This window comes from Pseudomonas sp. LLC-1, assembly GCF_002992185.1.
Classification (GTDB): Bacteria; Pseudomonadota; Gammaproteobacteria; order Pseudomonadales; family Pseudomonadaceae; genus Aquipseudomonas; species Aquipseudomonas monteilii.
The window spans coordinates 67,723-93,185 of record NZ_LUVY01000020.1 but is presented as its reverse complement, the minus strand read 5'-3'; the positions used below and the strand labels follow the sequence as shown (position 1 = coordinate 93,185).

Genomic DNA, 25,463 nt, shown 5'->3' with positions numbered 1-25,463 from the left:
AGCTTCCCCATGATCCCGTGACCTGTACCCATTGAATTCAAACCCAGCACGCTGCATCACAGCCAGTTGAAAAAGGCCGTCAACAGCGCCCCGCACAGCGCCCCGACCAGTAGCATCGGCAGCACCACCAGCTCACGTTTGAGGCTGAAGATACCTAGCTTGCAATTCACGTACACAACCAGCACCAGCGTGGGCACGGTATGCAGGGCAACACCCCAGATGGCCCATTCCACACCGCCAATCGCCAACAGCAGCGGTAGCAGCCCCCACAGCGAGACCAGGCGGATGATGTTGTCCATGGCCTGATACTTGGTCAGGCCCAAGGCGATCCACACCTGATGAGCCAAGGTATAGCGCAATACGATGAACGACAGCGAAAGAATCGCCAGCATCGAGCCTGCCTCACTGTATCGCTCGTCGTACATCCAGCCGATCAGCAGGGGGCTGGCGGTCAGGAAGCCACCGCAGATGAACAGCACCAGCAGGTCGACCAGCAGGCGGAAGCGGTGATACAGCGCTTTCAGCCGCTCCTTGTCGTCGGCCCGGGCCGCTTCGCTGAAAGCAGGAAGCGCCACGGCGCCGACAATCTTCATCAGTGCGGTCTGCACCGCGCCCAGGATCAGCACGGCAATCGAATACACCCCCAGCTGCGCCGCCGACATGCTGGCACCAAACAGGATGCGGTCGCCGTACATGGCCAGCACGCCCACCATCGACGACAGCAGGATCCAGCGGCCAAACACGATCAGTTCGGTAAGCGCCGTACGGTCCCAGCGCAAGTGGTTGTTCGGCCCCTCCAACGCCGTATGCCCCAGCACAGTCCAGGCCACGGCAGACACCAGGCCGGCAATGACCAAGGCCCAGATGGAATGGGTCAGCAAGCCCAGCACCAGCATCACCACCAGGCCGGCCGCTTGGGACGCCAGGTCTACCAGTACCACACGCTTCTGTTGGAAAGTGCGTACCGCCACGTCTATCTTGGTGGACTGGAACCCCCAGATGACCGCCGACAGCCCGGTAACCGCCAGCACCATCGGCAACACGGGCGCGGCATAGGTGGAGTCTGCCGGCCACAGTTCTTCGAACTGCGCCACCCAGGCACACAAAGCCAGCAACAGGGTCAGGCCAAACAGTACGAAGCCGCGGATGATCTGCACGGTCCATGCGGTATTGAGAAAGTCCGGGTCGTCACCCCGTTGGCTCTGGATGATGTTCTGGCGCAGGCCGACATCGGACAGCAGGTGCAGCAGTACCGAAACGGTGGTGGCAATGACCATCACCCCGAACATTTCCGGCAGCAGCAAGCGGGCCATGATCAGGTTGCCGCCAAGGCGCATGACCTGTGACGCCACCTGCGACACCAGGTTCCAGGACCCGGCCCTCATGGCCCGCTGACGCAGGCTTGCGGTGGCTGACACATCAATCGACGGCATGACTTCAATCTCTGACTGATTGGCTAAAAGTCACTATAGTTTCAATTAGCCACGATGCTAGCCGTTGCCCACCGAGGGAAAGGTGTACATAGCCGATGCCTGAACATTTTCGTGCGTTGATCGTCATCCTGTTTTTGGCGAGCGTGGTCTTCCTGCTTGCGCGGCGCCCTGCCACCGACCTGATTCCGCTCGCGGACTTCAAGCGCCGGCGCAACTTGTGGTTCCTGCTGACGGTGCTGGCCTTCGTCTCGCACAGCTTCTGGCTGTATCTGGGCGCGGGCGCGGTCATCCTGCTGATTGCCGGGCGCCGCGAACACAACCCCATGGCACTGTTCTACATGCTGTTGTTCCTCATCCCGCCTGCGTCGGTGCAGGTGCCCGGATTCGGCGTGGTCAATTACCTGGTCGACCTGAACCACATCCGCCTGCTCACCCTGTGCGTGCTGCTGCCCGCCGCGCTGCAGCTAAGCCGCCAGGCAGGCACCCTGCGCTTTGGCCGCACCTGGGCCGACAAGCTGCTGGCGGCTGGCCTGGTGCTGATGAGCGTGCTGTACTTGCGCGAAACCACCCCCACCGACACCCTGCGCCAGGCGCTGTACTTGTATGTCGACGTCTTCCTGCCGTATTACGTGGCCAGCCGCGGCCTGCGCCAGATAAGCGACTTCAAGGACGCCATGCTGGCCTTCGTGCTCACGTCCTTCGTCATGGCACTGATCGCCGTGGCCGAATATGTACGCCACTGGCTGCTGTACAGCGCCCTGGTCGATGCCATGGGCGTGCCTTGGAGCATGTCGGGTTACCTCAGCCGCGGCGGCGCGCTGCGGGCCAGCGTCACCACCGGCCAGGCGATTGCCCTGGGCTATGTGATGAGCGTGGCCATCGGCCTGTTCCTGTTCGTCCAGGGCTATGTGCAACGCCCGCTGCACAAAGCCATGGGCGCCCTGCTACTGGCCGCCGGGCTGTTCGCACCGTTGTCACGCGGCCCGTGGATCGGCGTCGTGGTCATCGTGGTGGTGTTCATTGCCCTGGGCAAGGGTGCCGTCAAGCGCCTGGCGCTACTGGGCGCAGCCGGCATGCTGGCCCTGCCCTTGCTCACCATCGTGCCCGGCGGCGAAAAGGTGCTGGACCTGCTGCCCTTCATTGGCAACCTGGAAAAAGAGAACATCACCTACCGCGAGCGGCTGATGGACAACTCCTGGATCGTCATCCAGCGCAACCCGCTGTTCGGCTCGTTCGACTTCCGCAACACCCCGGAAATGCAGTCGATGATCCAGGGCGAAGGCATCATCGACATCGTCAACACCTACATCAACCTGGCGCTGCGGGTCGGGCTGGTGGGGCTTGGGCTGTTCGTGGCGTTCTTTGCCGTGGTGCTGCGCGGGATCCGCAGGGCCATGCTCAGCTTCGCTGACAAGGATGATGAACGACGACAGCTCGGCCGGGTGTTGCTGGCGACACTGATCGGCATTCTGGTGATCATCTTCACCGTCAGCAGCATCACCTTCATCCCGGTGGTGTACTGGTCCATCGCCGGGCTGGGTGTGGCCTACATCCAGATGGTTCGCCGGCTGCACGACAGCCAGGCCATGGAACTGGCCGAACCCGGCCTACAACCCAGGTAATGTTCATGAACGTGCCTTCCCTGCGTCCTTTCGTACGCCTGTCGGCCATTGCCGGCCTGACCTTGCTGCCATTGGCCGGCTGGGGCTCCGGTTGGCAGGTCAGTGTCGATGAGCAGAATGGGCTGCCCACCGTGACACACGGCGGTGGCCCGGTGATGCAGGCCAAGTTCGACTTCTGGGCCGCCAACTGGAGCTGGACCGGCTTCTATACCGACTTCAAGGTCAATGGCCCCTATCAGTACACACTGCGGGGCAAGAACAAAGAGCTGGACTTCGACCTGGCGGCGGATATCCGCAAGGAGCAGGCACAAACCCTGAGCTGGGCCTTCGACCTGGACGCCCATAGCCGCCAGACCGGGGTGATGGGTGGCGGCATGGTGTTCCAGTTCGACCCGGCGCAAATCGCCGGCGATATGGGTGCGCCCCAACTGCTGGCCGACAACCGCGGCTGGTCCTGGGGCAAGGCTGAGCAAGGCCGGCGCATCGAAATGCGCTTCGACCCGCCACTGGCCAAGGTGTATTTCGAGCGTGGCAACCCGTCCGAATTGCGTGCGTTCCTGTACAAAGACCCGATCAGCGCCGGCAAGCAACAACTCAAGGCTGTACTCAACGTGACCGGCGACATCGAGCTGGGGCCCACGCCCACTGAGCGCTTCGGCCTGGCCGACCCTGCCAGTTGGCCGGATGACCAGCTGGACTGGCGCACCTCGCCGGTGGACCTGTCGTTCCTCAACGCGGCGGAAAAGCCCGCCGGCAAACGTGGGTTCGTCAAGGCGGTCGGTGAACAACTGATGTTCGAAGACAACACCCCCGTGCGTTTCTGGGGCACCAACCTGTCTGCCTATTCGCTGTTCAAAAGCCCCGACGACGAAATTCGCCAACAGGCCAAGCGCCTGTCCGCCCTGGGGTTCAACCTGGTGCGCCTGCACCACCACGACTCGCCCTGGGTCAGCCCGAACGTGTTTGGCGACGGTACCCTGGTGCGCGACACCCAGCAGCTCAGCGCCGAGTCACTGCGCAAGCTCGACCTGTGGCTCAAGGCGCTCAAGGACGAAGGCATCTATATTTGGCTGGACATGCACGTACAGCGCGCACTTACCGCCAACGACAACATTGACGATTTCGATGAGCTGCCCAAGAAGGATGACCGCGTCGACCTGAAGGGCTATGCCTATGTGAACAACAGTATTCAGGCGGCGATGAAGCACTTTGCCGAGCAGTACCTGACCCATGTGAACGCGTACACGGGCCTTGCCTACAAGGACGACCCGGCCATCGCCGCCGTGCTGATCACCAACGAGAACGACCTTACCCAGCACTACGGCAACGCCCTGATGCCGAACAAGGATGTACCGCGCCACAGCGAGCGCTACATGGCAGCGGCCAAAGCCTTCGCCAGGCAGTACAACCTGCCCGTCGACCAAACCTGGCGCGCGTGGGAGCACGGCCCGTCGAAGCTGCTCCTCAACGACCTGGAACAGCGCTTCAACGCCGACATGATCGCTCACCTGCGCAGCGTGGGGGTAAAGGTGCCGATCGCCACCACCAGCACCTGGGGCGGCAATGGCCTGAGCGCATTGCCGGCCCTGACCGCAGGCGACGTCGTCGATGCCCACAGCTACGGCGCCATCGGCCAACTGGAGAAGAACCCGTTGACCAGCGACGGCATGATCGACTGGATCGCCGCCGCCCAGGTCGTGGGCAAACCACTGACCGTCACCGAATGGAACGCCGAGCCTTTCCCGCTGCCCGACCGCCACTCGCTGCCGCTGTACGTGGCCGGCACTGCCAGCCACCAGGGCTGGGACGCGCTGATGCAATATGCCTACAGCCAACAGGCCTTCAACCCGGGCTGGCGCACGGCGGACAACTGGCACGCCTACAACGACCCCGCGATGATCGCCACGCTGCCCGCTGCCGCCCTGCTCTATCGCCGTGCCGATGTGAAGCCTGCCACCACCCATTACGTATTCGCACCGACGCCCGCCACCCTTTACAACCAAGAGATCACCCCACGAAATTCGCCTTTGTTGCGCACAGCCATGGAGAAGGGCCAACTGCAGATTGCCCTGCCGCAAACACCGGAGTTGCCGTGGTTGAAACCGGCCGCCATTCCCGCAGGTGCGCAAGTGCTGCAAGACCCGGGGCAATCGCTGCTGGCCACCGATGCTACCGAATCGGTAACCGACACCGGCGAGCTCAAGCGCAACTGGCAACAAGGCATCTACACCATCGATACACCGCTGAGCCAGGCCGCCACCGGTTGGCTAGGAGGCCGCTCGATCAGCCTGGGGGCCATTCAGGTGCAAACGAAAACGCCTTACGCCAGCGTTGCGGTACAGAGCCTGGACGGCAAACCGCTGGGCCAGTCACGGGAGCTGTTGCTGTCACTGGGTACCCGCGCCATGCCCAAGGCCGATGACAAGACGCCATTCAATGTCGAACCCTTCGAGGGCAGCCTGACCATCAAGGCGCCCGCCGGGCTGAAGCTCTTCGCGCGCGATGCGCAGGCGCAGCTCAAGCCGCTACCGGCAACTTACAAGGACGGGCATTACGTCATTACGTTCGACGGCAACTACATGTCCAACTGGCTGTTCTTGAAATAGGGCATCTGGCCATCTACGCTCAAGTCACCTGTAGCTGGCCAATTCACCTGTACTTTTCAGGGACGGTTCACTGCGTCTGTAAATCAGCAGGTCACAGGAGGTGCGGATGAAGTTCCTGGTTGTCGGTGGCGCCGGCTACATTGGCTCGCACATGGTCAAGCACTTGATCGCTGCAGGCCACGAGGTGGTGGTGGCTGACCTGGTTGCACCTGCACTTGGCGTCCAATGGGCCAAGCTGGATATCGCCGACGAGGCCGCACTGGATGTGTTGTTTGGCGTGTGCCGTTTTGATGCCGTCTTTCACTTTGCTTCGTTCATCCAGGTAGGTGAGTCGGTCAGCGCGCCTGGCAAGTACTACCAGAATAATGTCGCGGCCACCCTTAGCCTGCTGCAGGCCATGGTGAATGCCGGCATCAAGCATCTGGTGTTTTCTTCCAGCGCGGCCGTTTACGGTAACCCGCTCTATATGCCAATCGATGAAGCGCATACCAAGGGACCGATCAACCCGTATGGGCTGAGCAAGTGGATGGTCGAGCAGATTCTTGAGGACTTCGACCGGGCCTATGGCTTGAAATCGGTTTGCCTGCGCTATTTCAATGCGGCAGGCGCTGACCCGGAAGGCCAGCTGGGAGAGCGCCACGAACCGGAAACCCACCTGATCCCGCTGATCCTGCAGGCTGCCTCGGGCCGACGTGAGGCGGTGACGGTGTTTGGCCGGGATTACGACACGCCGGATGGCACCTGTATACGCGACTACATCCATGTGGCCGACCTGGCGACGGCGCATGCACTGGCGGTGGACTATCTATTGGCGGGTGGCGAGCGTACGGCGTTCAACCTCGGCAATGGCCATGGTTTTTCAGTGCAGGAAGTGATCGATACTGCCCGTGCGGTGACTGGGCGTGAAATCCACGTAATCGACGCCCCGCGTCGCGCCGGCGACCCTCCCCGGCTGGTGGCGGATGCCAGCAAGGCAATGAACGTATTGGGTTGGCGGCCGGAGTTTGTATCGCTGGAGCAGATTGTGCGGCATGCGTGGCAGTGGGAGTTGCAGTATCCCTGGACTACGCACCAAGGCTGAGATCTTTAGGGCTGCTGTGCAGCCCATCGCCGGCAAGCCAGCTCCCACAGGGGCCGCACAATACTGAACGCCTGCGCAGTACATGTGGGAGCTGGCTTGCCGGCGATGGGCCGCAGAGCGGCCCCAATGCTTTGATTGCCCGCCTCAGTAATAGGTCCGCGGCTGCTCGTCAGCCTTGTTCAACACAGTCCCGATCAGGTTCACTTGCCCCAGGTGATGCAGGCAATCCTCGATTTCCTTCTTGTTGTTCATCCCGTTGGCCACCACCAGCAATACACAGTCGAACTTGGGTATCACGGTGATCGCATCATCAGAGCTAAGCAACGGTGGCAAGTCGAAAATACAGATGCGCGACTCGTAGCGGTTGCGCAAATCGCTGATCAGGTTGTTCACCTTGGGCGACGACAGCATCTCGGTCGACAACGGCACAGGTACCCGCGTAGGCAACACGACAAAGCGCGGCAGGGTCGGGTTGACCAGGCACTCCTGCAGTTCGGCCTTGTCCGTCAAAAACTCGTTCAGCGCCTGTTCCATGGGCAGGCCCAGGCTGCTGCCAACCTTGGGCCGACGCAAGTCGAAGTCCACCAGCAGCGCCGTCTTGGTGGTGTGGTGGGCGATGCTCATGGCCAGGTTGATCGCCAGCACCGTCTTGCCCGCCTCAGGTGTGGGTGAGGTGATGGCCAGGGTGCGCCAGCCGTTTTCGTCCATAAGCCTGAGTACCTGCGTGCGCAGCAGGTCGATCGGCCCGTTCATGCTGGAGTTCTTGTTGTAGGCCACGATGCGGTGACGCTCAAGGTGCTCCGCGCGAAGCGGCACTACCTTGGTGTTCACGTAATCGAACTGGCCAGGCACTTCCGCCAGTGCCGTCCCCGGGGCAGGTGACAAGGCCTGGGGAGTTCCCGGCGTCACCGGGTGAACGTTATTGCCAATAGCCGGCTTGATCCTGTCCATCACTGCTTTCCCTATGCAAACCGAGACATGACTTTGAACAACAGCACATCCAGTGGCATGTAGAACACGTGCACCAGCACTACCATGATAGCCGCCAGTACCAGCGCCGCCAGGATCAACCCGTTCCGCCAGCGTTTACGCCTGGCCACATCCGCTTTGGTATCGATGTACGGCACCGCCACCAACACGCGTTTGCCCAGCAGGTTTTCCAGGGCGCCGACGCCGCGCACACGCTGGTTGAGCATTTCCAGCAGCATCACCAGCGCACCACCGCCTGCTGGCGCCAGCACCAGGCCCAGGGCCGCGATTTTCTTGCGGTTGGGCTTGATCGGCTTCTCTGGCATCAACGGTGGCTCCAGCAGCACGAAGCGCTCGGCCTTGTTTTCCTGTTCCAGGCTTTCGGTAATCTTCGCGCCCATTTCCTTGGCGCGGATTTCTTCGTACTTCTTGCGCGCATTGTCGTGGTCGCGCATCAAGGTCACCAGGCCACGTTCGACCTGCGGTGCTTCGAGGATCTCGGCCTCGTAGCCTTCCATCTTTTTGGTCAGTTCGCGCTTCTGCTCGGCCAGCGAACTGATACGTTCCTGGGCTGCACTCATCTTGGCGCGCACGCGGGCAACGTCGAGGCTCACAGTGGAAGCCGCTGCCGTGCGACCACCCGTGGCTTCGAGCGCCTGAATCTTGCGTTTGATCGCCACGACATCCGGGTGGGCGTCCTTGTAGCGGGTCAGCAAGCGGGCGTATTCAGCCTTCAGGCTCGGCAGGTCCTCGGGCTGGTCGGCGCTCGCTGATTTGCTGCCTTCGGTTGCCTTGGTGGCCAGGCCCGCATTGGCGGCAGACAATTCCAGCTCAAGGTAGCGCAGCTCTTCCTGGGCAGCCTTGTAGTCACGGTCGACTTCACGGAATTCCAGCTCCGAGCGCGACAGCATGTTCATGCGCAGGGTCTGGTGCTCGGGCAAGGCGTTGGCATGGGCTTGCTTGAAGTCGGCCAGCTGGTTTTCCAGGCTGGCCAGCTCGGCGCCTAGCTTGTTGGCCTCCTGGGTGAGGAATTCGGTGGTTTCGTTGGCCCGTTCGGTGCGCTGCTTGAGGTTCTCGTTGAGGAACAGCGTCACCAGTTCGTCAGCCACCTCCTTGGCCACTTGCGCCTGCTTGTGTTCGAAGGACACATTGAACGCCACGGTGGCTTCACCCCGCCCGCGCACAAACGTGGTGAGGGTTTCGACCACGATGGCACTGCGCATCTGGTCGATCTTGTCGCTTTCGCTGAGGCGCTTGTCGGCGAACAGGTCGTACTTGCCGATGATGCGCAGCAGGTTCTCACGGGTCATCACCCGCTGGCGGATCACCTCGATGCGCTCATCGGCAAAGCTGGTGTTGTTGGTAGACACCAGCTCGGGCGAAATCTGCTGCGACTCCACCAGGATAGTGCCGGTCGACTGGTAGATCGGCGGCACCATCAACGCGACAGCCACGGTCGCGGCAAGAATGACTGCGGCACTCACCCCTAACACCAGGGCCCTGTCCTTGATAATGGCGATGTAATCCCTGAGGGAGAGTTCGTAGTCAGACTTCATGGGGCCACCTGCCTGAAGTTCAGATGTCGGGGTACCTGTACGTCAACGTCAAACCAACGATCGTCGCGGTTGCATCCGCTACATGGTCCTGCTGCCGTTCCTTGTACATCAGCGACAGGCGCAGGTCCCAGTACGGCGAAAACTGGCGGCTGGCCCATACGCTGTAAGTCTGTAACGTGTTGGGGCTCTGCCCCTTGCTGTCTTGCCAGGCCGCATCCGCGCCCACCCGGTTCAGTTCGCTGACCGCGTAACTCCATACACCGCGAACCTGGTCCAGCTCGGCGAAGCCACCTTCAGCGCTGGCCACCGTGCTGCGTTCGGCAGTAAAACTGGCATCTGCGCGCACACCGGTGTACAGCAGCGATACGCCGCCCTCCCCGCGCCGGCCGCCTTCGTCACCGGATACTTCGTTGACGCCGACGTGCGCGTCGGCGCTCAGGCGTTCCGAAAGCTGGTACTTGATCCCCACCGCCGGGGTGTAGCTGTTGGAGGCTGTCGCGGTAAGGTCTTGCTCGGGCTCATACCGCCGCGCGCCGAAACGGGTGTACAGGTCGGCCCGCTCGTTCCAGGCGTAGGTCCAGGTAAAGACGTTCGCCAATTCGTCGTAACCCGTCAGCGTACTGATGTCATAACGGGCGCGGCTGTATGTGGTTTCGTTACTCAGGGTGCTGCGTTCGGTAACCGCCTGGCTCCAGTTGCCGGTCAGCGTATACAGCTTTTGCGTACCGTCGGTGGTGATCACACCAGTGTCCAGCACGGTTCCCGACAAAGTCGAGCTTTCGTTATAGCGTGCCACCAAGCCAAAACGCCCACGCTCGGTCGTGCGCTGCCAGCCCAGGCTCAGGTCAGGGTCTTCCCGGTCATCGACTATGTCCGTGTCGGATGAGCGCAACACATGCATGCCCAACCCCAACCTCAGTTCGTCACGGTCGAAGGTGCCGATCAGGGTGTAGTCCGGCGCAATGATCGTGCGCGTTATGCCCTTTTCCCCCGACGTCAGCAACAAAGGGTTGCTGTCGTATTCGACGGATGTCGGTACCACCACCGTGGACTGCCAATTTGCCGCCAGGACCGCGTCCGTGAACGGCAACACCAGAATTGCCGTTGCAATGCGTGTTGTTTTAAGAAGAGGCATTAAATGTTCTTATTAAAGGCAAGATCAAGGAACGACCAGCGTGTCGCCAGCCTGAAGTTGGATGTTGGTGGACATGTCCCGCCCAGACACCAGGTCCTTATATCGCACGGGCAGGATCTTTTGGGAAGCGCCAGTGCCACGGACCACCTTGATTTCGCTTTCGTCAGCAAACTTGTCCAGGCCGCCCGACATGCTCAGGGCCTGAAGCACCGCCGTAGGGCCTGCCATTTGCACTGCACCCGGCTTGATGACTTTGCCCTGGACATAGACCAGGTTGCCAGCGATGCTCTTGACGACAACGCTGACGTTCGGGTCGGGGAGGAATTTTTCGAGTTTGGCAGCCACCTGCTTTTCAACTGCCGTTACATCCAGCCCGGCAACAGTGATGCGCCCGGCCAGGGGGAAGGTAATACTGCCATCGGGAAGTACGGTGGCTTCTTGACGCAGACTCTCTTCCTGCCACACCGAAACCATGACGACATCGCCGGGGCTGAGCAGGTAAGTCGCACTGCCCTGGTCGGCGTTGCCCACGCCAGACCACACCGTCAGCATGCAGAATGCGGCAATCAATGAACGCTTCATGAGGGTCCCTCCGGCCAAATGGCCCGACAAAGAGCACTGAATGAGAACAGCACACCAACTCTCGCTCCGCTTCGCGACCGACATCCGCCGCGATGGCCCCTACCTTCCTGGAGGCCTTTACCTTGACGCTGTATACGCAGGCTGCAACGTGCTGCAACCGTGGGCCTCATGGGCTAATGGGAATATAGCAACGGTTGGGGAATTCACAAGCCAGGCCCAAGGCTTGGGGCAACGCGTTGTACTTTATAAACGCGCCGATCAGGTTCAGATCTTTCTTCTGTTAGCCACCAGCACAAAGCCGACAACAGCAAAAGCCAACAACCAGCCTGCAGTTGAAACAGGAATGATACTGTTTTGATTTACATACGAATCTGCTGCGCGAGCGGCACCACTCAGCAACACCAGCAAAAACATCGATTTGATAATCAGAGTCGTGCGCATACGCCCCTCCAAAAAACAGGAAAATCAATTAGTTATTGGCGTGGTGTGGCGGGAGTTGTTTCGCTGTTGAGTTGAGCTTATGGGCACAATGACACTACGTCAATGATCCGACACCATAATAAAATTCAATGGGAGATGGGCGAGCTCGTCAAAATATCGACATGCAGAATGTGCAACGGAACGTTGTCGTAATGGAGGCTGTGCATTACGGTCGAGAAGGCATGGGGCCATGCCGCACGCCCCCTGCTGTTCATTCGTCCGCGTGGTGAACCACGACCAGCAGCTGCGCCGGCTGCGCACCCACCGAGCGCAGCCGGTGGGGTGTCTGGGCGTTGAAATGCAGGGCATCGCCCTGTTCCAGCAGCACCCGCTCGTTCATGAAATCCACCTCGACCTGGCCGGCATGCACGAACAGGAACTCCTCGCCCTGGTGCTCCTTGAACGTGGGGTCACTGAATTCGGAAGGCGGCTGGATCAGAAACGGCAACAGGCTGCGCTGCCCCACCTGGCTGGTGAGGGCCGCATACCCCGGCCCTTGCCCATCGCCGACCAAAGCCTGGCGTTCGCCATGACGCACCAGGCTGTAGCGGCTCGCCCCTGTCTGTTCTTCGGCGAACAGCTCTTCAACATTGACGTTCAGCGCCCGCGCCAGCTTCAGCGCGGCTGCGATCGAGGGTGTGTTGAGGCCACGCTCGACCTTGGACAGGTAGCTTTTGGTCATGCCGGTCTTTTCGGCCAGCATTTCCAGAGTCATCCCCAGTTTCTTACGCAGCAGTTTCAATCGGATAGACATGTGACGCGGGTTTCCCAGGCTGAGGCAGCCATGATACGCGTCTGAAAGCTGACGCCAAGCCTGAGAGCCCCTTTAGCTACGGCATTACCGGCGGCACATACTGCAGCGTCGTACCCAGTGCCCACAGCAACACCAGCACCAACGGCACATGCACCAGCAACTGGACGAAGGAAAAACCGATCAGGTCGCGCGCCTTGAGCCCTAGCACGCCCAGCAGCGGCAGCATGTAGAACGGGTTGATCAGGTTCGGCAGGGCTTCGGCAGCGTTGTAGATCTGCACCGCCCAGCCCAGATGGTACTGCAGGTCGTTGGCCACCAGCATCACGTAAGGCGCTTCGATGATCCACTTGCCACCGCCCGAAGGGATGAAGAAGCCCAGCACCGCCGAATACACGCCCATCAGCACGGCATAGGTGTCATGGGTGGCGATCTGGGTGAAGAACAGCGAGATGTGATGCGCAAGGGTCTGCTCATCCACACCCTTGACCTGGGTAAGGATGGCGGCAATCGAGCCATACAGCGGGAACTGGATCAACACCCCGGTGGTGGTCGGCACCGCTCTCGCGACGGCGTCAAGAAAGCTGCGTGGGCGCCAGTGCAACAATGCACCCAGCATGATGAACAACAGGTTGTAGGTGTTCAGCCCGGAAATCGCCGTGATCGCAGGTTTAGTGGCGAACTCCTGGTACAGCCAGCCAGCGGCCAGGGCCACCAGCAGCAGAATCAGGATCGGGCTGTGCTCCAGCCACTCACCCGGGCGGGTACGTTGCGGTGCCGGTGGCGCGGTGAAACTGGGGTCGACACCGCAGTCTTCGGCGCTGCGTGCACTGTTTGGGCCGGGGGCCGTAGCGTAGGCAATCACCAGCGACACCACCACCAGCGCCGCCAGCATTACGCCGGATTGCCAGAGGAAAATGGTTTCGGTGAACGGGATGACCCCGGTAATCGACAGGATCGAAGGGGGCAGGCTGGCCGGGTTGGCTTGCAGTTGAGCAGCCGATGACGACAGGCCCAGTGCCCATACCGCGCCCAGGCCCAGGTAGGCAGCAGCACCTGCGGCACGGTAGTCCATTTTCAGCTCGGTGCGCCGTGCCAGGGCGCGTACCAGGAGGCCACCGAATACCAGCGACAGGCCCCAGTTGAGCAAGGAGGCCAACATCGAGATCAGCGCGACCCAGCACACTGCCGAGCGACCATTGCCTGGGATGCGCGCCAGACGGTCGATCAGCCGTGCGGCAGGCGGCGAGCTGGCCACCACATAACCGCCGATCACCACGAAGGCCATCTGCATGGTGAACGGAATCAGGCTCCAGAAGCCATCGCCAAAGGCTTTGGCGGTGTCGGTCGGCTTGGCCCCCATGGCCAGCGCGCCGATGCACACCAGCAGCACCGCCAGCGCGGCGAACACCCAGGAATCGGGGAACCAGCGTTCCGCCCAGTTGGAACAACGCAAGGCAAAGCGGGCGGAGCGGCTGTCTTGGATTTCAGCGGCCACAGTTGAATTCCTTTTATTGGTTTTATCGGATAAATCAGCAAAAACACAAAACCCCTGTAGGAGCGGCCTTGTGTCGCGAAAGGGCTGCAAAGCGGCCCCCGATCTCAGCGTCGATGCCGAAATCGCGGGGCTGCTTTGCAGCCCTTTCGCGACACAAGGCCGCTCCTACAGGGGGCGGTGTATAGCGCGTGATTAGAAGGTCATTTCCTTCACATCATCCGGCACGATCAGCTTGCCGGCGGTTTTCTCGATGATTTCCTCAACGCTCACCCCTGGTGCGGTCTCGCGCAGGATGAAGGCGCCGTCTTCGATTTCCAGGTAGGCCAGGTCGGTCAGCACCTTGCGGATGCAGCCAGCGCCGGTGAGTGGCAGGCTGCACTGCGGCAGCAGCTTGGACTCGCCGTCCTTGGAGGCGTGGGTCATGGTGACGATGATGTTATCGGCGCCAGCCACCAGGTCCATGGCACCGCCCATGCCCTTGACCAGTTTGCCCGGGATCATCCACGAGGCGATGTTGCCCTGCACGTCCACCTCGAAGGCGCCCAGTACGGTCAGGTCGACGTGGCCGCCTCGGATCATGGCGAACGACTGCGCCGAATCGAAGATCGAGGCACCGCGGCGGGCGGTGACGGTTTGTTTGCCGGCGTTGATCATGTCGGCATCAATCGTACTTTCGGTCGGGAATTCGCCCATGCCGAGCAGGCCGTTTTCCGATTGCAGCATCACATCCATGTCGGCGGGTACGTAGTTGGCCACCAGGGTCGGAATGCCGATACCCAGGTTCACGTAGTAGCCGTCCTTCAGTTCACGGGCGACGCGTTGCGCCATCTGTTCGCGGGTCAGTGCCATGGTCAGGATCTCTTTGTTGTTCTGGTGGATGGCGCTCAGGCCTTGACGGTGCGCTTTTCGATACGCTTTTCGAAGGTGCCGACGATCACGCGGTCCACATAGATGCCCGGGGTGTGGATCTCGCTGGGCAACAGCACGCCTGGCTCGACGATTTCTTCCACTTCGACCACGGTGATCTTGCCGGCGGTGGCCGCCAGCGGGTTGAAGTTTTGCGCCGTGTTGCGGTACACCACGTTGCCGTAGTGGTCAGCCTTCCAGCCCTTGACGATGGCGAAGTCGCCTGTGATGGACTCTTCAAGGATGTACTTGCGGCCCTTGAACTCGCGCACTTCCTTGCCGTCGGCAACCGGGGTGCCGTAGCCGGTGGCGGTGTAGAACGCCGGAATACCGGCACCTCCTGCGCGCATTTTCTCGGCGAGGGTGCCCTGCGGAGTCAGCTCCACCTCCAGCTCGCCGCTGAGCAGCTGGCGTTCGAACTCGGCGTTTTCGCCCACGTAGGAAGCGATCATCTTGCGGATCTGCCGGTCTTCCAGCAGCACGCCCAGGCCAAAGCCGTCGACGCCGCAGTTGTTGGACACCACGGTCAGGCCCTTGACGCCGCGCCGCTTGATTTCGCCAATGAGGTTTTCCGGGATGCCGCACAGGCCGAAACCACCGGCCAGTACCGTCATGTTGTCGGTCAGGCCTTCAAGGGCCTGTTCATAGGTTGCAACGCGCTTGTCCAGTCCGGCCATGCTGATCCGCCTTTTGTAGTTGTTGAACCGACGAAGCTGTCGGTGAGCGTGTGCAGACATCTTCACCGCAAGCGACTGATTTGTTAATTTTGTTTTCGTCATCGATTGATAACTTTTACAAAACAAAAATAGGCCCGTCATGAACGTCAAGCAACTGCGTGCTTTTGTCGCCGTGGCCAAGTACCAGAGCTTTGCCCAGGCCGGAGAGCACCTGCATGTCTCACAGCCCGCCCTCAGCCTGACCATCAAGGCCCTGGAAGAAAACCTCGGCGGCGCCCTGCTCAGCCGCACCACGCGCAGCGTCAGCCTGACCGCCGAAGGCGAAGTGCTGCTGCCACTGGCACGGCGGCTTCTGGCCGACTGGGACGACACCGAGGAGATGCTGCGCCAGCGCTTCACCTTGCAACTGGGCCGCGTGGCGGTGGCAGCCATGCCGGCCTTCGCCGGCAACCTGCTGCCCCACTCGCTCAAGGTGTTTCGTCAACGCTACCCCAAGGTCAACGTCACCGTGCATGACGTGATCAACGAACAGGTGCAGGAACTGGTGCGCCATCGCCGCGTCGAACTGGGCATCGGCTTCGAGCCGGACAACATCGACGGGCTGGACTTCCACCCGTTGTACATGGACCGTTTCGTCGCGGTGGTGCCTGCCGACTCGCCCCTGGCACTGCTGCCCGAGGTGAGCTGGGCACAGCTGATGGCCGAAGACTTCGTCGCCCTGCAGCGTCCTTCGGCAGTGCGCCTGCTGATGGAGCAGAATGTGGCACCCCAGCACGGCAAACTGGCCGTGGCCTTCGAAAGCCACCAGTTGGCGACCATCGGCCGCATGGTCGCCAGCGGCCTGGGGGTCAGTGCCGTACCGGCGTTGTGCATCAACCAGATGCAGGAGCTGGGCGCCCGTTGCGTGACCTTGGTGGAGCCCACGGTCGAGCGGCGCATCGGCGTGATTGCTCTTAGCGAACACAAGCTTTCCACCGCAGCGCAGGCGCTGCTTGAGGTTCTGCATTCCAATACCCGGATCCCGGAGGTGACATGCGTTACGTGAAACTGGCAGGCTCGAGCGTTCCGGCCATTGGCCAAGGTACCTGGTACATGGGGGAAGACCCTGGCCGCAAGGCTGCCGAGGTCGCGGCCCTGCAACAGGGCATTGAACTGGGACTGACCCTGATCGACACCGCCGAGATGTATGCTGAAGGCGGGGCAGAAACCGTGGTTGGCCAGGCGATTGCCGGGCGACGCGACCAGGTGTTTCTGGCCAGCAAGGTGTACCCGCACAATGCGAGTGCACGCGGCATGGCAGCTGCCTGTGAGCGCAGCCTCACACGTTTGGGGACTGACTGCATTGACCTGTACCTGCTGCACTGGCGTGGCCAGCACCCGCTGGAAGAAACGGTCGACGCATTCGAGCGCTTGCGCGAGCAAGGCAAGATCAAGCGCTGGGGCGTGTCCAATTTCGACGTAGACGACCTGCGCGAACTGCACAACCCTGACTGTGCCACCAACCAGGTGCTGTACAACCCGGCTCAGCGTGGCATCGAGTTCGACCTGCTGCCGTGGTGCGAAAAACGTGCGCTGCCGACCATGGCCTACTGCCCGCTGGCTCAGGCCGGGCGCTTGTTGCAGCACCCCGTGCTGGCAGAAATCGCCGAGCGTCATGGTGCTACACCGGCCCAGGTCAGCCTGGCCTGGGTGACCCGCAACGACGGGGTGATCGCCATCCCCAAAGCCGTGACACCTGAGCATGTGCGGCTGAATGCTGCTGCGGGGTTATTGACCTTGAACAGCGAAGACCTGCGAGCGATAGACCGGGCGTTCCCGGCACCGACGCGCAAGCAGCGGTTGGCGATGGTGTAAGCACCCAGCCTTGAGCATCTGGGGCTGCTTTGCAGCCCCAATCATTTAATGGAAGTCGCGGCTGCGCACATCCAGCCCTTGCAACAATGGGCTAACATCCTCCAGCCGCCGCGCAATCAGGTGCCTCACGCCCTCCTCCTGCTCGAGCCGCCCACTGACCTTCAGTAGCTGCGACCCCACCAGCGCCCGCCGTTGCCGCTCGGCAAGCTCCCGCCACACGACCACGTTGACCATCCCGTGCTCATCCTCCAGTGTGACGAAGGTGACCCCACTGGCAGTCTGCGGCCGCTGGCGGCCGACTACCAGCCCGGCTACGGCAATCGTGTCGCCATGTGCAACACCTTGCAGCTCACTCGAACTGCGACACCCCAACGCCCTCAGGCGTGAACGTAACAACGCCAGCGGATGCGGCCCGAGCGTGGTGCCCAAGGTTTGGTAATCGGCCATCAGGTCCTCACCCACGCTTGGCACAGGCAAATCAACTGCGGCTTCAGGCACCGCTTCCACCTCTGCGAACAAGGGCAGCTGCGGCTGCACCGCCGCCACCTGCCAGCGTGCCTGATGGCGGTCGCTGGCCAAGGTACGCAATGCCCCGCCATCAGCCAGACGGGCACGGGCGCGTTGGTCGAGGCCAGCACGCAGGCAAAGGTCTTCGACGTCGCGCCACGGCCGTTGCGCCCTCGCCTGCTGCACGCGCCTGGCATCGGTTTCGGCCAGGCCACGCACCAGCCGCAAACCCATGCGAATGGCCAACGCACCTTGAGCATCAGGTTCGAGGGTGCAGTCCCAGTCGCTGTGGCAAACGTCGACGGGCCGCACCTCGATACCTTGGCGGCGCGCCTCCTGCAGCAACTGGTCCGGGCTGTAGAAGCCCATGGGCCAGCTGTTGACCAGCGCGCAGGTGAAGATTGCCGGCTCATGGCACTTCAGCCAGCTGCTGGCATAACACAGCAAGGCAAAACTGGCCGCGTGCGACTCCGGGAAACCATAGCTGCCAAAGCCCTTGATCTGCTCGAAGATACGCTCGGCGAATGCCAGTTCGTAACCATTGCGCAGCATGCCTTGCACCAGCCGCTCGCGGTGCGGCTCCAGGCCGCCGTGGCGTTTCCAGGCCGCCATACTGCGGCGTAGCTGGTCGGCCTCGCCCGGCGTGTAGTCGGCTGCGACCATGGCCAGTTCCATCACCTGCTCCTGAAACAACGGCACGCCCAAGGTCCGTGCGAAGACTGCCTTGAGCTGCGGCGACGGGTAGGTCACGGGCTCCTGCTTCAAGCGCCGGCGCAAGTAGGGGTGCACCATGTCACCCTGGATCGGCCCGGGGCGGACAATGGCCACTTCGATGACCAGATCATAGAACGTTCGGGGGCGCAGCCGAGGCAGCATGGCCATCTGCGCACGCGACTCGATCTGGAACACGCCCATGGTCTCAGCGCGGCTGATCATCGCGTAGGTGGCCGGGCATTCGCTGGGGATGGTCGCCAGGGTCAGCTGCCGGCCACGGTGGTGTTGCAGCAGGTCGAAGCAACGGCGCAAGGCACTGAGCATACCCAGCGCCAGCACGTCGACCTTGAGCAAACCGACCATGTCCAGGTCGTCCTTGTCCCACTGGATCACCGTGCGCTCCGCCATTGCCGCATTCTCCACCGGCACCAGCTGGTCGAGCGGCTGCTGGGAAATGACGAAACCACCCGGGTGCTGCGACAGGTGCCGAGGGAAGCCGATCAGCTCACCCGCCAGCACCAGCACCCGGCGCAACGAAGGGCTGCCGGCCTCGAAGCCGGCTTCTGCCAGTCGCTGGTCGTCGGGTATGCGGTCGCTCCAGCGGCCACAGCATTTGGCCAGGGCATCCACCTGATCCATTGGCAAACCCAGCACCCGCGCCACATCCCGCACCGCACCTGCTGCATGGTAAGTGTTGACCACCGCAGTCAGCGCGGCACGGTGCCGGCCATAGCGGCGAAACACATACTGAATCACTTCTTCGCGCCGGTCGTGCTCGAAGTCCACGTCGATATCGGGTGGCTCGTTGCGCTCGCGCGACAGGAAACGCTCGAACAACAGGTGGTGCTCCATGGGGTCGAGCTCGGTAATGCCCAGCACGAAACACACCACCGAGTTGGCAGCAGAGCCACGCCCTTGGCACAAGATGCGCTGGCTGCGGGCGAAGGCGACGATGTCGTGTACGGTCAGGAAGTAGCTCTCGTAACCCAGTGCTCCGATCAGCGCCAGTTCCTTGGCCAGCACATCACGCACCTTGTCACTGGGCCCCTGCGGCCAGCGCAACGGCAGGCCCTGCTCGCACAGCGCGTGCAACCAGCTTGCCGGGGTGTGGCCCTGGGGCACCAGTTCGCGCGGGTACTGGTACTTCAACTCGCTGAGGTCGAATTGGCAGCGTTGGGCAATGGCCAGGGTTTCGGCCAACAGGTCGAACGGGTACAGCTCGCCCAGTTGCGCCAGGCTACGCAAGTGCCGCTCGCCATTGGCAAACAGAAAGCGCCCGGCTTCGGCCACCTGGCAATGCTGGCGGATGGCAGCCATGCAGTCCTGCAAGGCACGGCGGCCGCGCACATGCATGTGCACGTCGCCACAGGCTACGGCGCGGATCCCCACATCGGCCGCCAGTGCCCGCAGGCGTTGCAGGCGCATGGCATCGTCGTGGCCCCGGTGCAGGTGCACCGCCAGCCACAGGCGCTCATCGAACACACTGCGCAGCCACTCGCCGGTGGCCGTATTGTCACTGTCATCGACCACCCACAAGGCCAGCAGGCCCTGACCGTGCAGCTGCAGGTCGTCACGAAAAAGCTGGTATTCACCCTTTTCTGCCCGCCGACGGGCACGGGTGATCAGTGCGCACAGGTTCTGGTAGCCGGCCAGGTTTTCGACCAGCAGCACCAGCTTGGGGCCGTCGTGCAACTGCACCTCGCTGCCGACGATCAGCCGCAACCCATGCGCCTTGGCGGCCTGCCAGGCGCGCACGATACCGGCCAGGGTACATTCGTCCGTGATCGCCAACGCCTGATAACCCTGTTCAGCTGCGCGGCGGAACAGTTCCTCGGCACTCGATGCACCGCGCTGGAAGCTGAAGTTGGACAAGCAATGCAGCTCGGCATAACCCGACGTGCTCATGCAAACCAGCCCTGCAACCACAGCGGGCCGGCCTGGCCCAGGTCGCGGTAGGCCCAGCCACGCAGGCCCTCACGGGTTTCGATGCGGTAGTAGTCGCGGCGCACATCGCCGCCATCCCACCAGCCCGATTCGATGCGTTCGGCATGGCCCTGCAACCGATAGCCGGCATCATCCAGCGCCATCGGTGCAGGCAGTAGCCAACCTGGGCGGCTGCCCGGGGCAACCGGCATGTTGCCTTGTGCGCCCTGCTCTGCCAGTTGCCAGGCGCATTCAGGGCGGTGATCTGCAGCCGCGCTCAGCCCCTTGACGGCCTCATCACCCAGGCGGGCGCGCAGCCGCTCACGCAATTGCGCCCAGGGCTGCGCCTGTTGAGCACGCGGGTCGAACAACGGCTGATGCTGCGGCACGAAGGGCGGCAGGTCTTCGGCGACCAACCGCAGGTTGCGCACCGGTGCCGGTATACGCAGTGGCTCCAGGCGCCCACGGGCCAGTTCGAACAGCATCGCAGCATCGCGCTCAGCCGCCAGCAGGCCCACCTTGAGCAGGGTATCCGGCCCTTCGGCATGCTCCAGATGCAGGCAAAAGCGCTGTACGCCACAGTCGCGCCCGGCGAGAAATGCAGCCAGGTCGTTGAGCATGCGCCGCAGCGGGAACAGCAGCGCCTGGTGTGATTCAACGTCGAAATTCAGCTCCAGCCGGGTTTCGAAACGGTCCGGTGGCTGGTAGAAGTCCAGCCCCAGGTTGCGCAGGCCGAGCAACTGGTCGAGGTGCAGCTGTACCTGGGCCGGAAAGCGCCTGGCCAAGGTATCGCGCGGCAAGGCCAGTACCTGGCCCAGTTGACGCAAGCCCATGCGGGCAAAGGCTTCGGCAGCCTCTGCCGGCAAGCCGATTCGCGTGATGGGCATGGCCAGCAACGCTGCGCGAGTTGCATCGGCATCGCTCACCGCCAAACCGTCGTGGCCATTGGCGAGCATGCGTGCCGCCACCGGGTTGCTGGCCAGGACGATGCGTTGGCGCAAGCCCAGGTCTGCCAGTTCCTGGCGCAGACGCGCCTCGAACAAGGGCCACGGGCCGAACAGTTGCAGGCTGGAGCCTACTTCCAACAACAGCGCCCGAGGGTAATGCACGCTGACTTGGGCACTGAAACGGTAGGCCCAGGCCGCCAGCAACTGCTGCACCTGCTCGATGCGCCTGGGGTCGCTTTCGACACAGGTGAAACCATCCGCCAGGGCACGCGCTGCGGTCAGGGTTTGCCCGGCCCGCAAGCCAAGTGCAGCGGCCGCCGGGTTGACCGCCTGCACCACACGCCGCTGGGTAGGCCCGCCAACAAGCACCAGAGGCGTATCAGGGTCGTCACGCTCACGCAGGACGGTGTCCAGCGCCAGCTGCGGCAGCAGGATGCAGGCCCAGAGCATGGTGCATCAGCCCCGGCCCGGGCAGGCGATGGGCAGCGCTGGCGGCATGCCGCCACGGCTCTTCAGCACACGCCATTGCGCCGGGCGCGTGTCAACGGCAATGCGCAGTGCTGCAGGTGAAGGGTTGTGCGCCGCCTGCTGCGGCCTGCAGGCGAATGCCAGTGCCTGACCGGTTTCGGCGGCCACCTGCAAGCGCCTCAGGGCGCGGTCATCGGCACGTTCCGGCCAGCATAGCACTGCCGCACAACTGCCCGAGCGCAGGCACTGTTCGGCGGCCCACAGGGCATCGGCGGGGTCGGCATCCACCTGTACCAGCCAGCGCAGGTCCACCCCTGCCGCCTGCCAGGCCGGTGCATACGGAATGAACGGCGGTGCCACCAGCACCACGCGGCTGGCGTCAGCGCTTAGCCGGGCGAGGGTTGGCCACAGCAACTGCAATTCGCCACAACCGGGGCTGGCCAGCAACAGCTCGCTCAGTGCGGCCGCTGGCCAGCCACCTTCCGGCAAGCGCTCGTCAAGGGCCGTATGGCCGGTGGGCTGCAACCCGAGTGGCCGCGCCTGGGCCTGCCGCCCGCGCCATACCCGGCGCTGGTCGAGCAGCCTGTCGAGGTCGACCACCGCGCCCATCAGTCACGCCTCAGCAGGCCGCAGAACACGCCTTCGATGAAGAACTCCTGCTCAGGCTTCACATCGATGGGCGCGTAGGCCGGGTTGCGCGGCAACAGCCGATAGTGGCTGCCTTTGCGTTGCAGGCGCTTGATGGTGACTTCACCGTCCAGGCGCGCAACCACGATCTGGCCATCGCGGGCGTCCGCCTGCTGAAGAATGCCGACCAGATCACCGTCGAAAATACCGTCGTCGATCATCGAGTCGCCACGCACCTTCAGCAGGTAATCCGGTGTACGGCGGAACAGGCTGGGGTCGAGCAGCAATTGTTCGTGGATGCCCAGGTCCGGGCCGATGGGGGCACCTGCTGCCACCTGGCCCAGCACCGGTACTTCGAGGATTTCGGGCCGGCGCAACGGTTCAGCCAGGCGGATGCCCCGCGCCTGGTTCGGCGTGACATCGATGTAGCCGGCCTGGCACAGGGCAGTGATGTGCTTGCGCGCGACGCTGCGCGAGGCAAAACCGAAGCGCGTGGCGATATCGGCCAGGCTTGGCGGCTGGCCATGGTCGGCAATGCGCTCACGAATGAATTCGAAAATGGCGCGGCGTTTGGGGGTTAGATTGTTCATGGAGCACATTTGTACTCTTTTCGGGGCACGCTGAACAGCCCCCTTTGTCGCCAGCTTTGGTTATGATCCCCTGGCTTGTGTTTTTTGATCTGGATATCTCATGCTGACCGCCCTGCTGTTCGACCTCGACGGAACCCTCACCGACACCGATACCCTGCACCTGCAAGCCTTTCGCCAGCTGCTGCGTGAGCACGATGGCCGCGAGCTTAGCCAGGCGCAGTTCGATGCCCAGGTCAGCGGCCGCGCCAACGGCGAGCTGTTCGCCGAGCTGTTCCGCGACGCCAGCGCCGAACAGTGCAAGGCGCTGGCCGACCGCAAGGAAGCATTGTTCCGCGACATGTCGCCGTCCATTGAACCAATGCCGGGCCTGCTGCGCTTGCTGGCACATGCCCAGGCGCGCAGCATCGGCATGTGCGTGGTCACCAACGCACCACGGCTGAATGCCGAGCACATGTTGAATGCCATGGGCCTTGGCCAGCGCTTCGCGCATGTGTTGGTGGCCGAGGAACTGGCGCGGCCCAAGCCAGACCCGCTGCCCTACCTCACCGGGTTGCAGCGGCTGGGCGCCGAAGCCGCGCAAGCGCTGGCCTTCGAGGACTCATTACCAGGCGTGGCCGCGGCCAGTGGTGCAGGCATCTTCACCGTAGGCGTGGCCACGACGCAAACGCCAGAGCGGTTGCTGGCGGCGGGGGCCAGGCTGGTTGTGAATGACTTCGATGACCCGGCGTTGTGGGCATTGATCGAATCCATGCAATGACCGCCCAAGGCCGCCCATGCTGATCGACGAAGAACTCACCCTCAAAAAGCTGGAAACCTTCCTCGCCTTCATGCGCACCGGCAACCTCGGCCGCGCCGCGGGCGAGCTGTCCACCAGTGCGGTCAGTGTGCATCGCGCCATCCACTCACTGGAAAGCGCCCTGCGCTGCCCGTTGTTCAAGCATGAAGGCCGCCAGCTGATCCCGCTGGAAAGTGCTTACGTGCTGGAAAAGAAGGCCCGACAGCTGATCCAGGACGCTGAGCAGATGGTGCGCCAGACCCGTGAGGCCGCCGGCTTCTATGCTGAGCGCTTCCGCCTGGGCGCGCTCTATTCGCTAACCGTGAAGACCGTGCCCAAGCTGGTCATGGGCCTGAAACTGCGCCGCAGCGAACTGAACATCGACCTCACCCTGGGCTCCAACATCGACTTGCTGCAGCGCCTGAAGAACCACGAACTGGAGGCCATTCTGGTCTCCCTTGATGAAAGCGTCAGCGACCCGGCCTGCGAGCAGTTGCCGCTGTTCTCCGACGATATCTTCCTCGCGGTCCCCACCGACTCGCCTTTCGCCGAGCAAGCCGAAGTGGACCTGGCAGACCTGGCCGACTCCACGTTCATTACCCTGACCCAGGGCTTCGCCACCCACCGCGATGGCGCACGGGTGTTCCAGCAGGCCGGCTTTGAACCGAAGGTGGCCATGCAGGTGAACGATATCTTCACATTGCTGAGCATGGTCAGCTCGGGGGTGGGCTTTGCCCTGCTGCCCGGGCGCATCGCTGCGGTATACGAGAACCGCGTCCGGTTGATTGCCTTGAAGCCGCAATATCGCTTGCAGCAGCATATCGGTGTGGTGTTTCTGAAAGCCCGGGAGCGGGAGCCGAACCTGCTGGCGTTGCTGGCGGAGTGCCGGATGTACAGCCTGGAGCGGTAAGCCAGTGTGCGGCATGCCGACCTTGCTGCCACGGCACCAACGCCGAAACCTCAAACCGACAATGCCCGCTGCACCTCGCCCACGGTAGTCGCCAGGCTGTTCAGGTGCAGGTTCAACACCCGCTCGACCGGCGCCTGGTCCAGTGGCCAGTGCAAGGCAATGCTCCCGGCAAGGCGCCCGTCGGCATGCACCGGCAAGGCGATGGCGCGAATCAGGAACGGCAACCGCACCGGATACTCCCAGTGCCCTTCAGTCCGCTGGCCAAAGCCCTTGTGTGCGTCTTCCTCGATATTGCGCAGCACCGTGTCATCACCCAGCCGCTCGTGTGCCGCCAGGCGCTGCACTTCGTCCTCCGCCAGCTCACCCAGGCAGGCCCGCCCCATCGCCGAATGGAACAGGCTGGCATGATGCCCAACAATCTGGCAGGTGTGCGGATAGCGCTTGCGCAATACTTGGGGGATGGCACTTTCCATCACCTCCAGCCGTTCGCCGTCGAAGCACGACAGGTCTGCTACCAGCCCGGTGCGCTCGCTCAGTTCCAGCAGCATGGGCGCAGCACTTTCCACCAGACGTCGCTTGAAACGCAACTGGCGGTCGCCGAACAGGCGACGCGCGCACAGCCGGTAGCGCCGGTCGCTCAGGCCACGGTACACCCAGCCTTGCTCCTGCAAGGTGGCGAGCATGCGCGATACGGTGGCCTTGGGCAGCGCCGTCAGGTAATGCAGTTCTTCCAGGCCCAGTGCCTGGTGTTCGCCCAACAGGTCGACAATGGCCAACGCCCGTTCCACGGAACGCACGCCGCCACTGTCTGCCGTGATGCCCATGGGTTTGACCTCCTTGTTGCGGGATGGT

At 62.6% G+C, this 25,463-nt stretch carries 22 protein-coding genes; 7 read left to right on the top strand and 15 right to left on the bottom strand.

Going from position 1 to position 25,463, the window contains the following annotated elements:
• Positions 1-56 precede the first annotated feature (56 nt).
• The gene (locus A0O30_RS22620) at positions 57-1,433 is read right to left on the bottom strand and encodes an oligosaccharide flippase family protein (RefSeq protein ID WP_105948100.1); all 1,377 of its coding nucleotides are present in this window, start codon (positions 1,431-1,433) and stop codon (positions 57-59) included.
• Between the two features lie 95 nt (positions 1,434-1,528).
• Between A0O30_RS22620 and A0O30_RS22615 the strand changes: the two genes are divergently transcribed.
• From A0O30_RS22615 to galE, 3 genes are all read left to right on the top strand, one after another.
• The gene (locus A0O30_RS22615) at positions 1,529-3,055 is read left to right on the top strand and encodes an O-antigen ligase (protein ID WP_105948099.1); all 1,527 of its coding nucleotides are present in this window, start codon (positions 1,529-1,531) and stop codon (positions 3,053-3,055) included.
• 5 nt (positions 3,056-3,060) lie between these two features.
• The gene (locus A0O30_RS22610; RefSeq protein WP_105948207.1) at positions 3,061-5,661 is read left to right on the top strand and encodes a cellulase family glycosylhydrolase; all 2,601 of its coding nucleotides are present in this window, start codon (positions 3,061-3,063) and stop codon (positions 5,659-5,661) included.
• A 106-nt stretch (positions 5,662-5,767) separates the two neighbouring features.
• On the top strand, positions 5,768-6,742 hold the full coding sequence (gene galE / locus A0O30_RS22605; RefSeq protein ID WP_105948098.1) for a UDP-glucose 4-epimerase GalE: 975 nt from the start codon (positions 5,768-5,770) through the stop codon (positions 6,740-6,742).
• Positions 6,743-6,886: 144 nt separating this feature from the next.
• Here galE and A0O30_RS22600 read toward each other — a convergent pair whose 3' ends face one another.
• The 9 genes from A0O30_RS22600 to A0O30_RS22565 all read right to left on the bottom strand — a co-directional run bounded on the left by A0O30_RS22600 (position 6,887) and on the right by A0O30_RS22565 (position 15,296).
• Positions 6,887-7,693 carry a CpsD/CapB family tyrosine-protein kinase gene (locus tag A0O30_RS22600; RefSeq protein ID WP_016715296.1) on the bottom strand — a complete coding sequence of 269 codons (807 nt, stop codon included), beginning with the start codon at positions 7,691-7,693 and terminating at the stop codon, positions 6,887-6,889.
• 11 nt (positions 7,694-7,704) lie between these two features.
• Entirely contained in the window at positions 7,705-9,267 is a 1,563-nt protein-coding gene (locus tag A0O30_RS22595; RefSeq protein WP_105948097.1) for a Wzz/FepE/Etk N-terminal domain-containing protein, read from the bottom strand.
• A gap of 19 nt (positions 9,268-9,286) precedes the next feature.
• A complete protein-coding gene (locus tag A0O30_RS22590; protein WP_105948096.1) occupies positions 9,287-10,402 on the bottom strand; it encodes a hypothetical protein in 1,116 nt (371 codons plus the stop codon).
• A 24-nt stretch (positions 10,403-10,426) separates the two neighbouring features.
• Positions 10,427-10,984 (bottom strand): polysaccharide biosynthesis/export family protein, encoded by a 558-nt coding sequence (locus tag A0O30_RS22585; protein ID WP_105948095.1) that lies wholly within the window; start codon positions 10,982-10,984, stop codon positions 10,427-10,429.
• Positions 10,985-11,248: 264 nt separating this feature from the next.
• Complete coding sequence (eppA, locus tag A0O30_RS27900) at positions 11,249-11,425, bottom strand: EPS-associated small membrane protein EppA (RefSeq protein WP_016487266.1); 177 nt, start codon at positions 11,423-11,425, stop codon at positions 11,249-11,251.
• A gap of 250 nt (positions 11,426-11,675) precedes the next feature.
• Positions 11,676-12,218 (bottom strand): helix-turn-helix domain-containing protein, encoded by a 543-nt coding sequence (locus A0O30_RS22580; protein ID WP_105948094.1) that lies wholly within the window; start codon positions 12,216-12,218, stop codon positions 11,676-11,678.
• Between the two features lie 76 nt (positions 12,219-12,294).
• A complete protein-coding gene (locus A0O30_RS22575; RefSeq protein ID WP_016715302.1) occupies positions 12,295-13,713 on the bottom strand; it encodes a short-chain fatty acid transporter in 1,419 nt (472 codons plus the stop codon).
• 192 nt (positions 13,714-13,905) lie between these two features.
• Positions 13,906-14,562: a CoA transferase subunit B gene (locus tag A0O30_RS22570; protein ID WP_012272371.1), complete on the bottom strand. Its 657-nt coding sequence runs from the start codon at positions 14,560-14,562 to the stop codon at positions 13,906-13,908.
• A gap of 35 nt (positions 14,563-14,597) precedes the next feature.
• The gene (locus A0O30_RS22565) at positions 14,598-15,296 is read right to left on the bottom strand and encodes a CoA transferase subunit A (RefSeq protein WP_105948093.1); all 699 of its coding nucleotides are present in this window, start codon (positions 15,294-15,296) and stop codon (positions 14,598-14,600) included.
• Between the two features lie 139 nt (positions 15,297-15,435).
• Between A0O30_RS22565 and A0O30_RS22560 the strand changes: the two genes are divergently transcribed.
• Positions 15,436-16,341, top strand: coding sequence for a LysR family transcriptional regulator (locus A0O30_RS22560; RefSeq protein WP_019099075.1), 906 nt, complete (start codon positions 15,436-15,438; stop codon positions 16,339-16,341).
• Positions 16,329-17,150: an aldo/keto reductase gene (locus A0O30_RS22555; protein ID WP_105948092.1), complete on the top strand. Its 822-nt coding sequence runs from the start codon at positions 16,329-16,331 to the stop codon at positions 17,148-17,150. The genes A0O30_RS22560 and A0O30_RS22555 overlap by 13 nt, the downstream gene beginning before the upstream one ends.
• Before the next feature lie 45 nt (positions 17,151-17,195).
• Here A0O30_RS22555 and A0O30_RS22550 read toward each other — a convergent pair whose 3' ends face one another.
• Genes A0O30_RS22550 through lexA form a run of 4 tightly spaced genes read right to left on the bottom strand, consistent with a single transcriptional unit; the run spans position 17,196 to position 22,935 of the window.
• The gene (locus A0O30_RS22550) at positions 17,196-20,276 is read right to left on the bottom strand and encodes an error-prone DNA polymerase (RefSeq protein ID WP_105948091.1); all 3,081 of its coding nucleotides are present in this window, start codon (positions 20,274-20,276) and stop codon (positions 17,196-17,198) included.
• Positions 20,273-21,691, bottom strand: a complete 1,419-nt coding sequence (locus A0O30_RS22545; protein ID WP_105948090.1) for a DNA polymerase Y family protein — start codon at positions 21,689-21,691, stop codon at positions 20,273-20,275. Before A0O30_RS22545 ends, A0O30_RS22550 begins: the two co-directional genes overlap by 4 nt.
• 6 nt (positions 21,692-21,697) lie before the next feature.
• Positions 21,698-22,318, bottom strand: a complete 621-nt coding sequence (imuA, locus tag A0O30_RS22540) for a translesion DNA synthesis-associated protein ImuA (RefSeq protein ID WP_105948089.1) — start codon at positions 22,316-22,318, stop codon at positions 21,698-21,700.
• Positions 22,318-22,935 carry a transcriptional repressor LexA gene (gene lexA / locus A0O30_RS22535; RefSeq protein ID WP_105948088.1) on the bottom strand — a complete coding sequence of 206 codons (618 nt, stop codon included), beginning with the start codon at positions 22,933-22,935 and terminating at the stop codon, positions 22,318-22,320. Before lexA ends, imuA begins: the two co-directional genes overlap by 1 nt.
• A gap of 91 nt (positions 22,936-23,026) precedes the next feature.
• Here lexA and A0O30_RS22530 point away from each other — a divergent pair, with 91 nt between their 5' ends.
• Both A0O30_RS22530 and A0O30_RS22525 read left to right on the top strand, forming a co-directional pair.
• On the top strand, positions 23,027-23,683 hold the full coding sequence (locus A0O30_RS22530) for an HAD family phosphatase (protein WP_105948087.1): 657 nt from the start codon (positions 23,027-23,029) through the stop codon (positions 23,681-23,683).
• Positions 23,684-23,699: 16 nt separating this feature from the next.
• The gene (locus tag A0O30_RS22525; RefSeq protein WP_105948086.1) at positions 23,700-24,611 is read left to right on the top strand and encodes a LysR substrate-binding domain-containing protein; all 912 of its coding nucleotides are present in this window, start codon (positions 23,700-23,702) and stop codon (positions 24,609-24,611) included.
• Positions 24,612-24,661: 50 nt separating this feature from the next.
• On the opposite strand, the gene A0O30_RS22520 is transcribed toward A0O30_RS22525, so the two are convergent.
• On the bottom strand, positions 24,662-25,435 hold the full coding sequence (locus tag A0O30_RS22520; protein WP_105948085.1) for an IclR family transcriptional regulator: 774 nt from the start codon (positions 25,433-25,435) through the stop codon (positions 24,662-24,664).
• Between the last annotated feature and the right edge of the window lie 28 nt (positions 25,436-25,463).

Coding starts and splice junctions, on each gene's coding strand:
- A0O30_RS22620 (WP_105948100.1), bottom strand. CDS start 1,433: ATGCCGTCGATTGATGTGTCAGCCACCGCAAGCCTGCGTCAGCGGGCC.
- A0O30_RS22615 (WP_105948099.1), top strand. CDS start 1,529: ATGCCTGAACATTTTCGTGCGTTGATCGTCATCCTGTTTTTGGCGAGC.
- A0O30_RS22610 (WP_105948207.1), top strand. CDS start 3,061: ATGAACGTGCCTTCCCTGCGTCCTTTCGTACGCCTGTCGGCCATTGCC.
- galE (WP_105948098.1), top strand. CDS start 5,768: ATGAAGTTCCTGGTTGTCGGTGGCGCCGGCTACATTGGCTCGCACATG.
- A0O30_RS22600 (WP_016715296.1), bottom strand. CDS start 7,693: ATGGACAGGATCAAGCCGGCTATTGGCAATAACGTTCACCCGGTGACG.
- A0O30_RS22595 (WP_105948097.1), bottom strand. CDS start 9,267: ATGAAGTCTGACTACGAACTCTCCCTCAGGGATTACATCGCCATTATC.
- A0O30_RS22590 (WP_105948096.1), bottom strand. CDS start 10,402: ATGCCTCTTCTTAAAACAACACGCATTGCAACGGCAATTCTGGTGTTG.
- A0O30_RS22585 (WP_105948095.1), bottom strand. CDS start 10,984: ATGAAGCGTTCATTGATTGCCGCATTCTGCATGCTGACGGTGTGGTCT.
- eppA (WP_016487266.1), bottom strand. CDS start 11,425: ATGCGCACGACTCTGATTATCAAATCGATGTTTTTGCTGGTGTTGCTG.
- A0O30_RS22580 (WP_105948094.1), bottom strand. CDS start 12,218: ATGTCTATCCGATTGAAACTGCTGCGTAAGAAACTGGGGATGACTCTG.
- A0O30_RS22570 (WP_012272371.1), bottom strand. CDS start 14,562: ATGGCACTGACCCGCGAACAGATGGCGCAACGCGTCGCCCGTGAACTG.
- A0O30_RS22565 (WP_105948093.1), bottom strand. CDS start 15,296: ATGGCCGGACTGGACAAGCGCGTTGCAACCTATGAACAGGCCCTTGAA.
- A0O30_RS22560 (WP_019099075.1), top strand. CDS start 15,436: ATGAACGTCAAGCAACTGCGTGCTTTTGTCGCCGTGGCCAAGTACCAG.
- A0O30_RS22555 (WP_105948092.1), top strand. CDS start 16,329: ATGCGTTACGTGAAACTGGCAGGCTCGAGCGTTCCGGCCATTGGCCAA.
- A0O30_RS22550 (WP_105948091.1), bottom strand. CDS start 20,276: ATGAGCACGTCGGGTTATGCCGAGCTGCATTGCTTGTCCAACTTCAGC.
- A0O30_RS22545 (WP_105948090.1), bottom strand. CDS start 21,691: ATGCTCTGGGCCTGCATCCTGCTGCCGCAGCTGGCGCTGGACACCGTC.
- imuA (WP_105948089.1), bottom strand. CDS start 22,318: ATGGGCGCGGTGGTCGACCTCGACAGGCTGCTCGACCAGCGCCGGGTA.
- lexA (WP_105948088.1), bottom strand. CDS start 22,935: ATGTGCTCCATGAACAATCTAACCCCCAAACGCCGCGCCATTTTCGAA.
- A0O30_RS22530 (WP_105948087.1), top strand. CDS start 23,027: ATGCTGACCGCCCTGCTGTTCGACCTCGACGGAACCCTCACCGACACC.
- A0O30_RS22525 (WP_105948086.1), top strand. CDS start 23,700: ATGCTGATCGACGAAGAACTCACCCTCAAAAAGCTGGAAACCTTCCTC.
- A0O30_RS22520 (WP_105948085.1), bottom strand. CDS start 25,435: ATGGGCATCACGGCAGACAGTGGCGGCGTGCGTTCCGTGGAACGGGCG.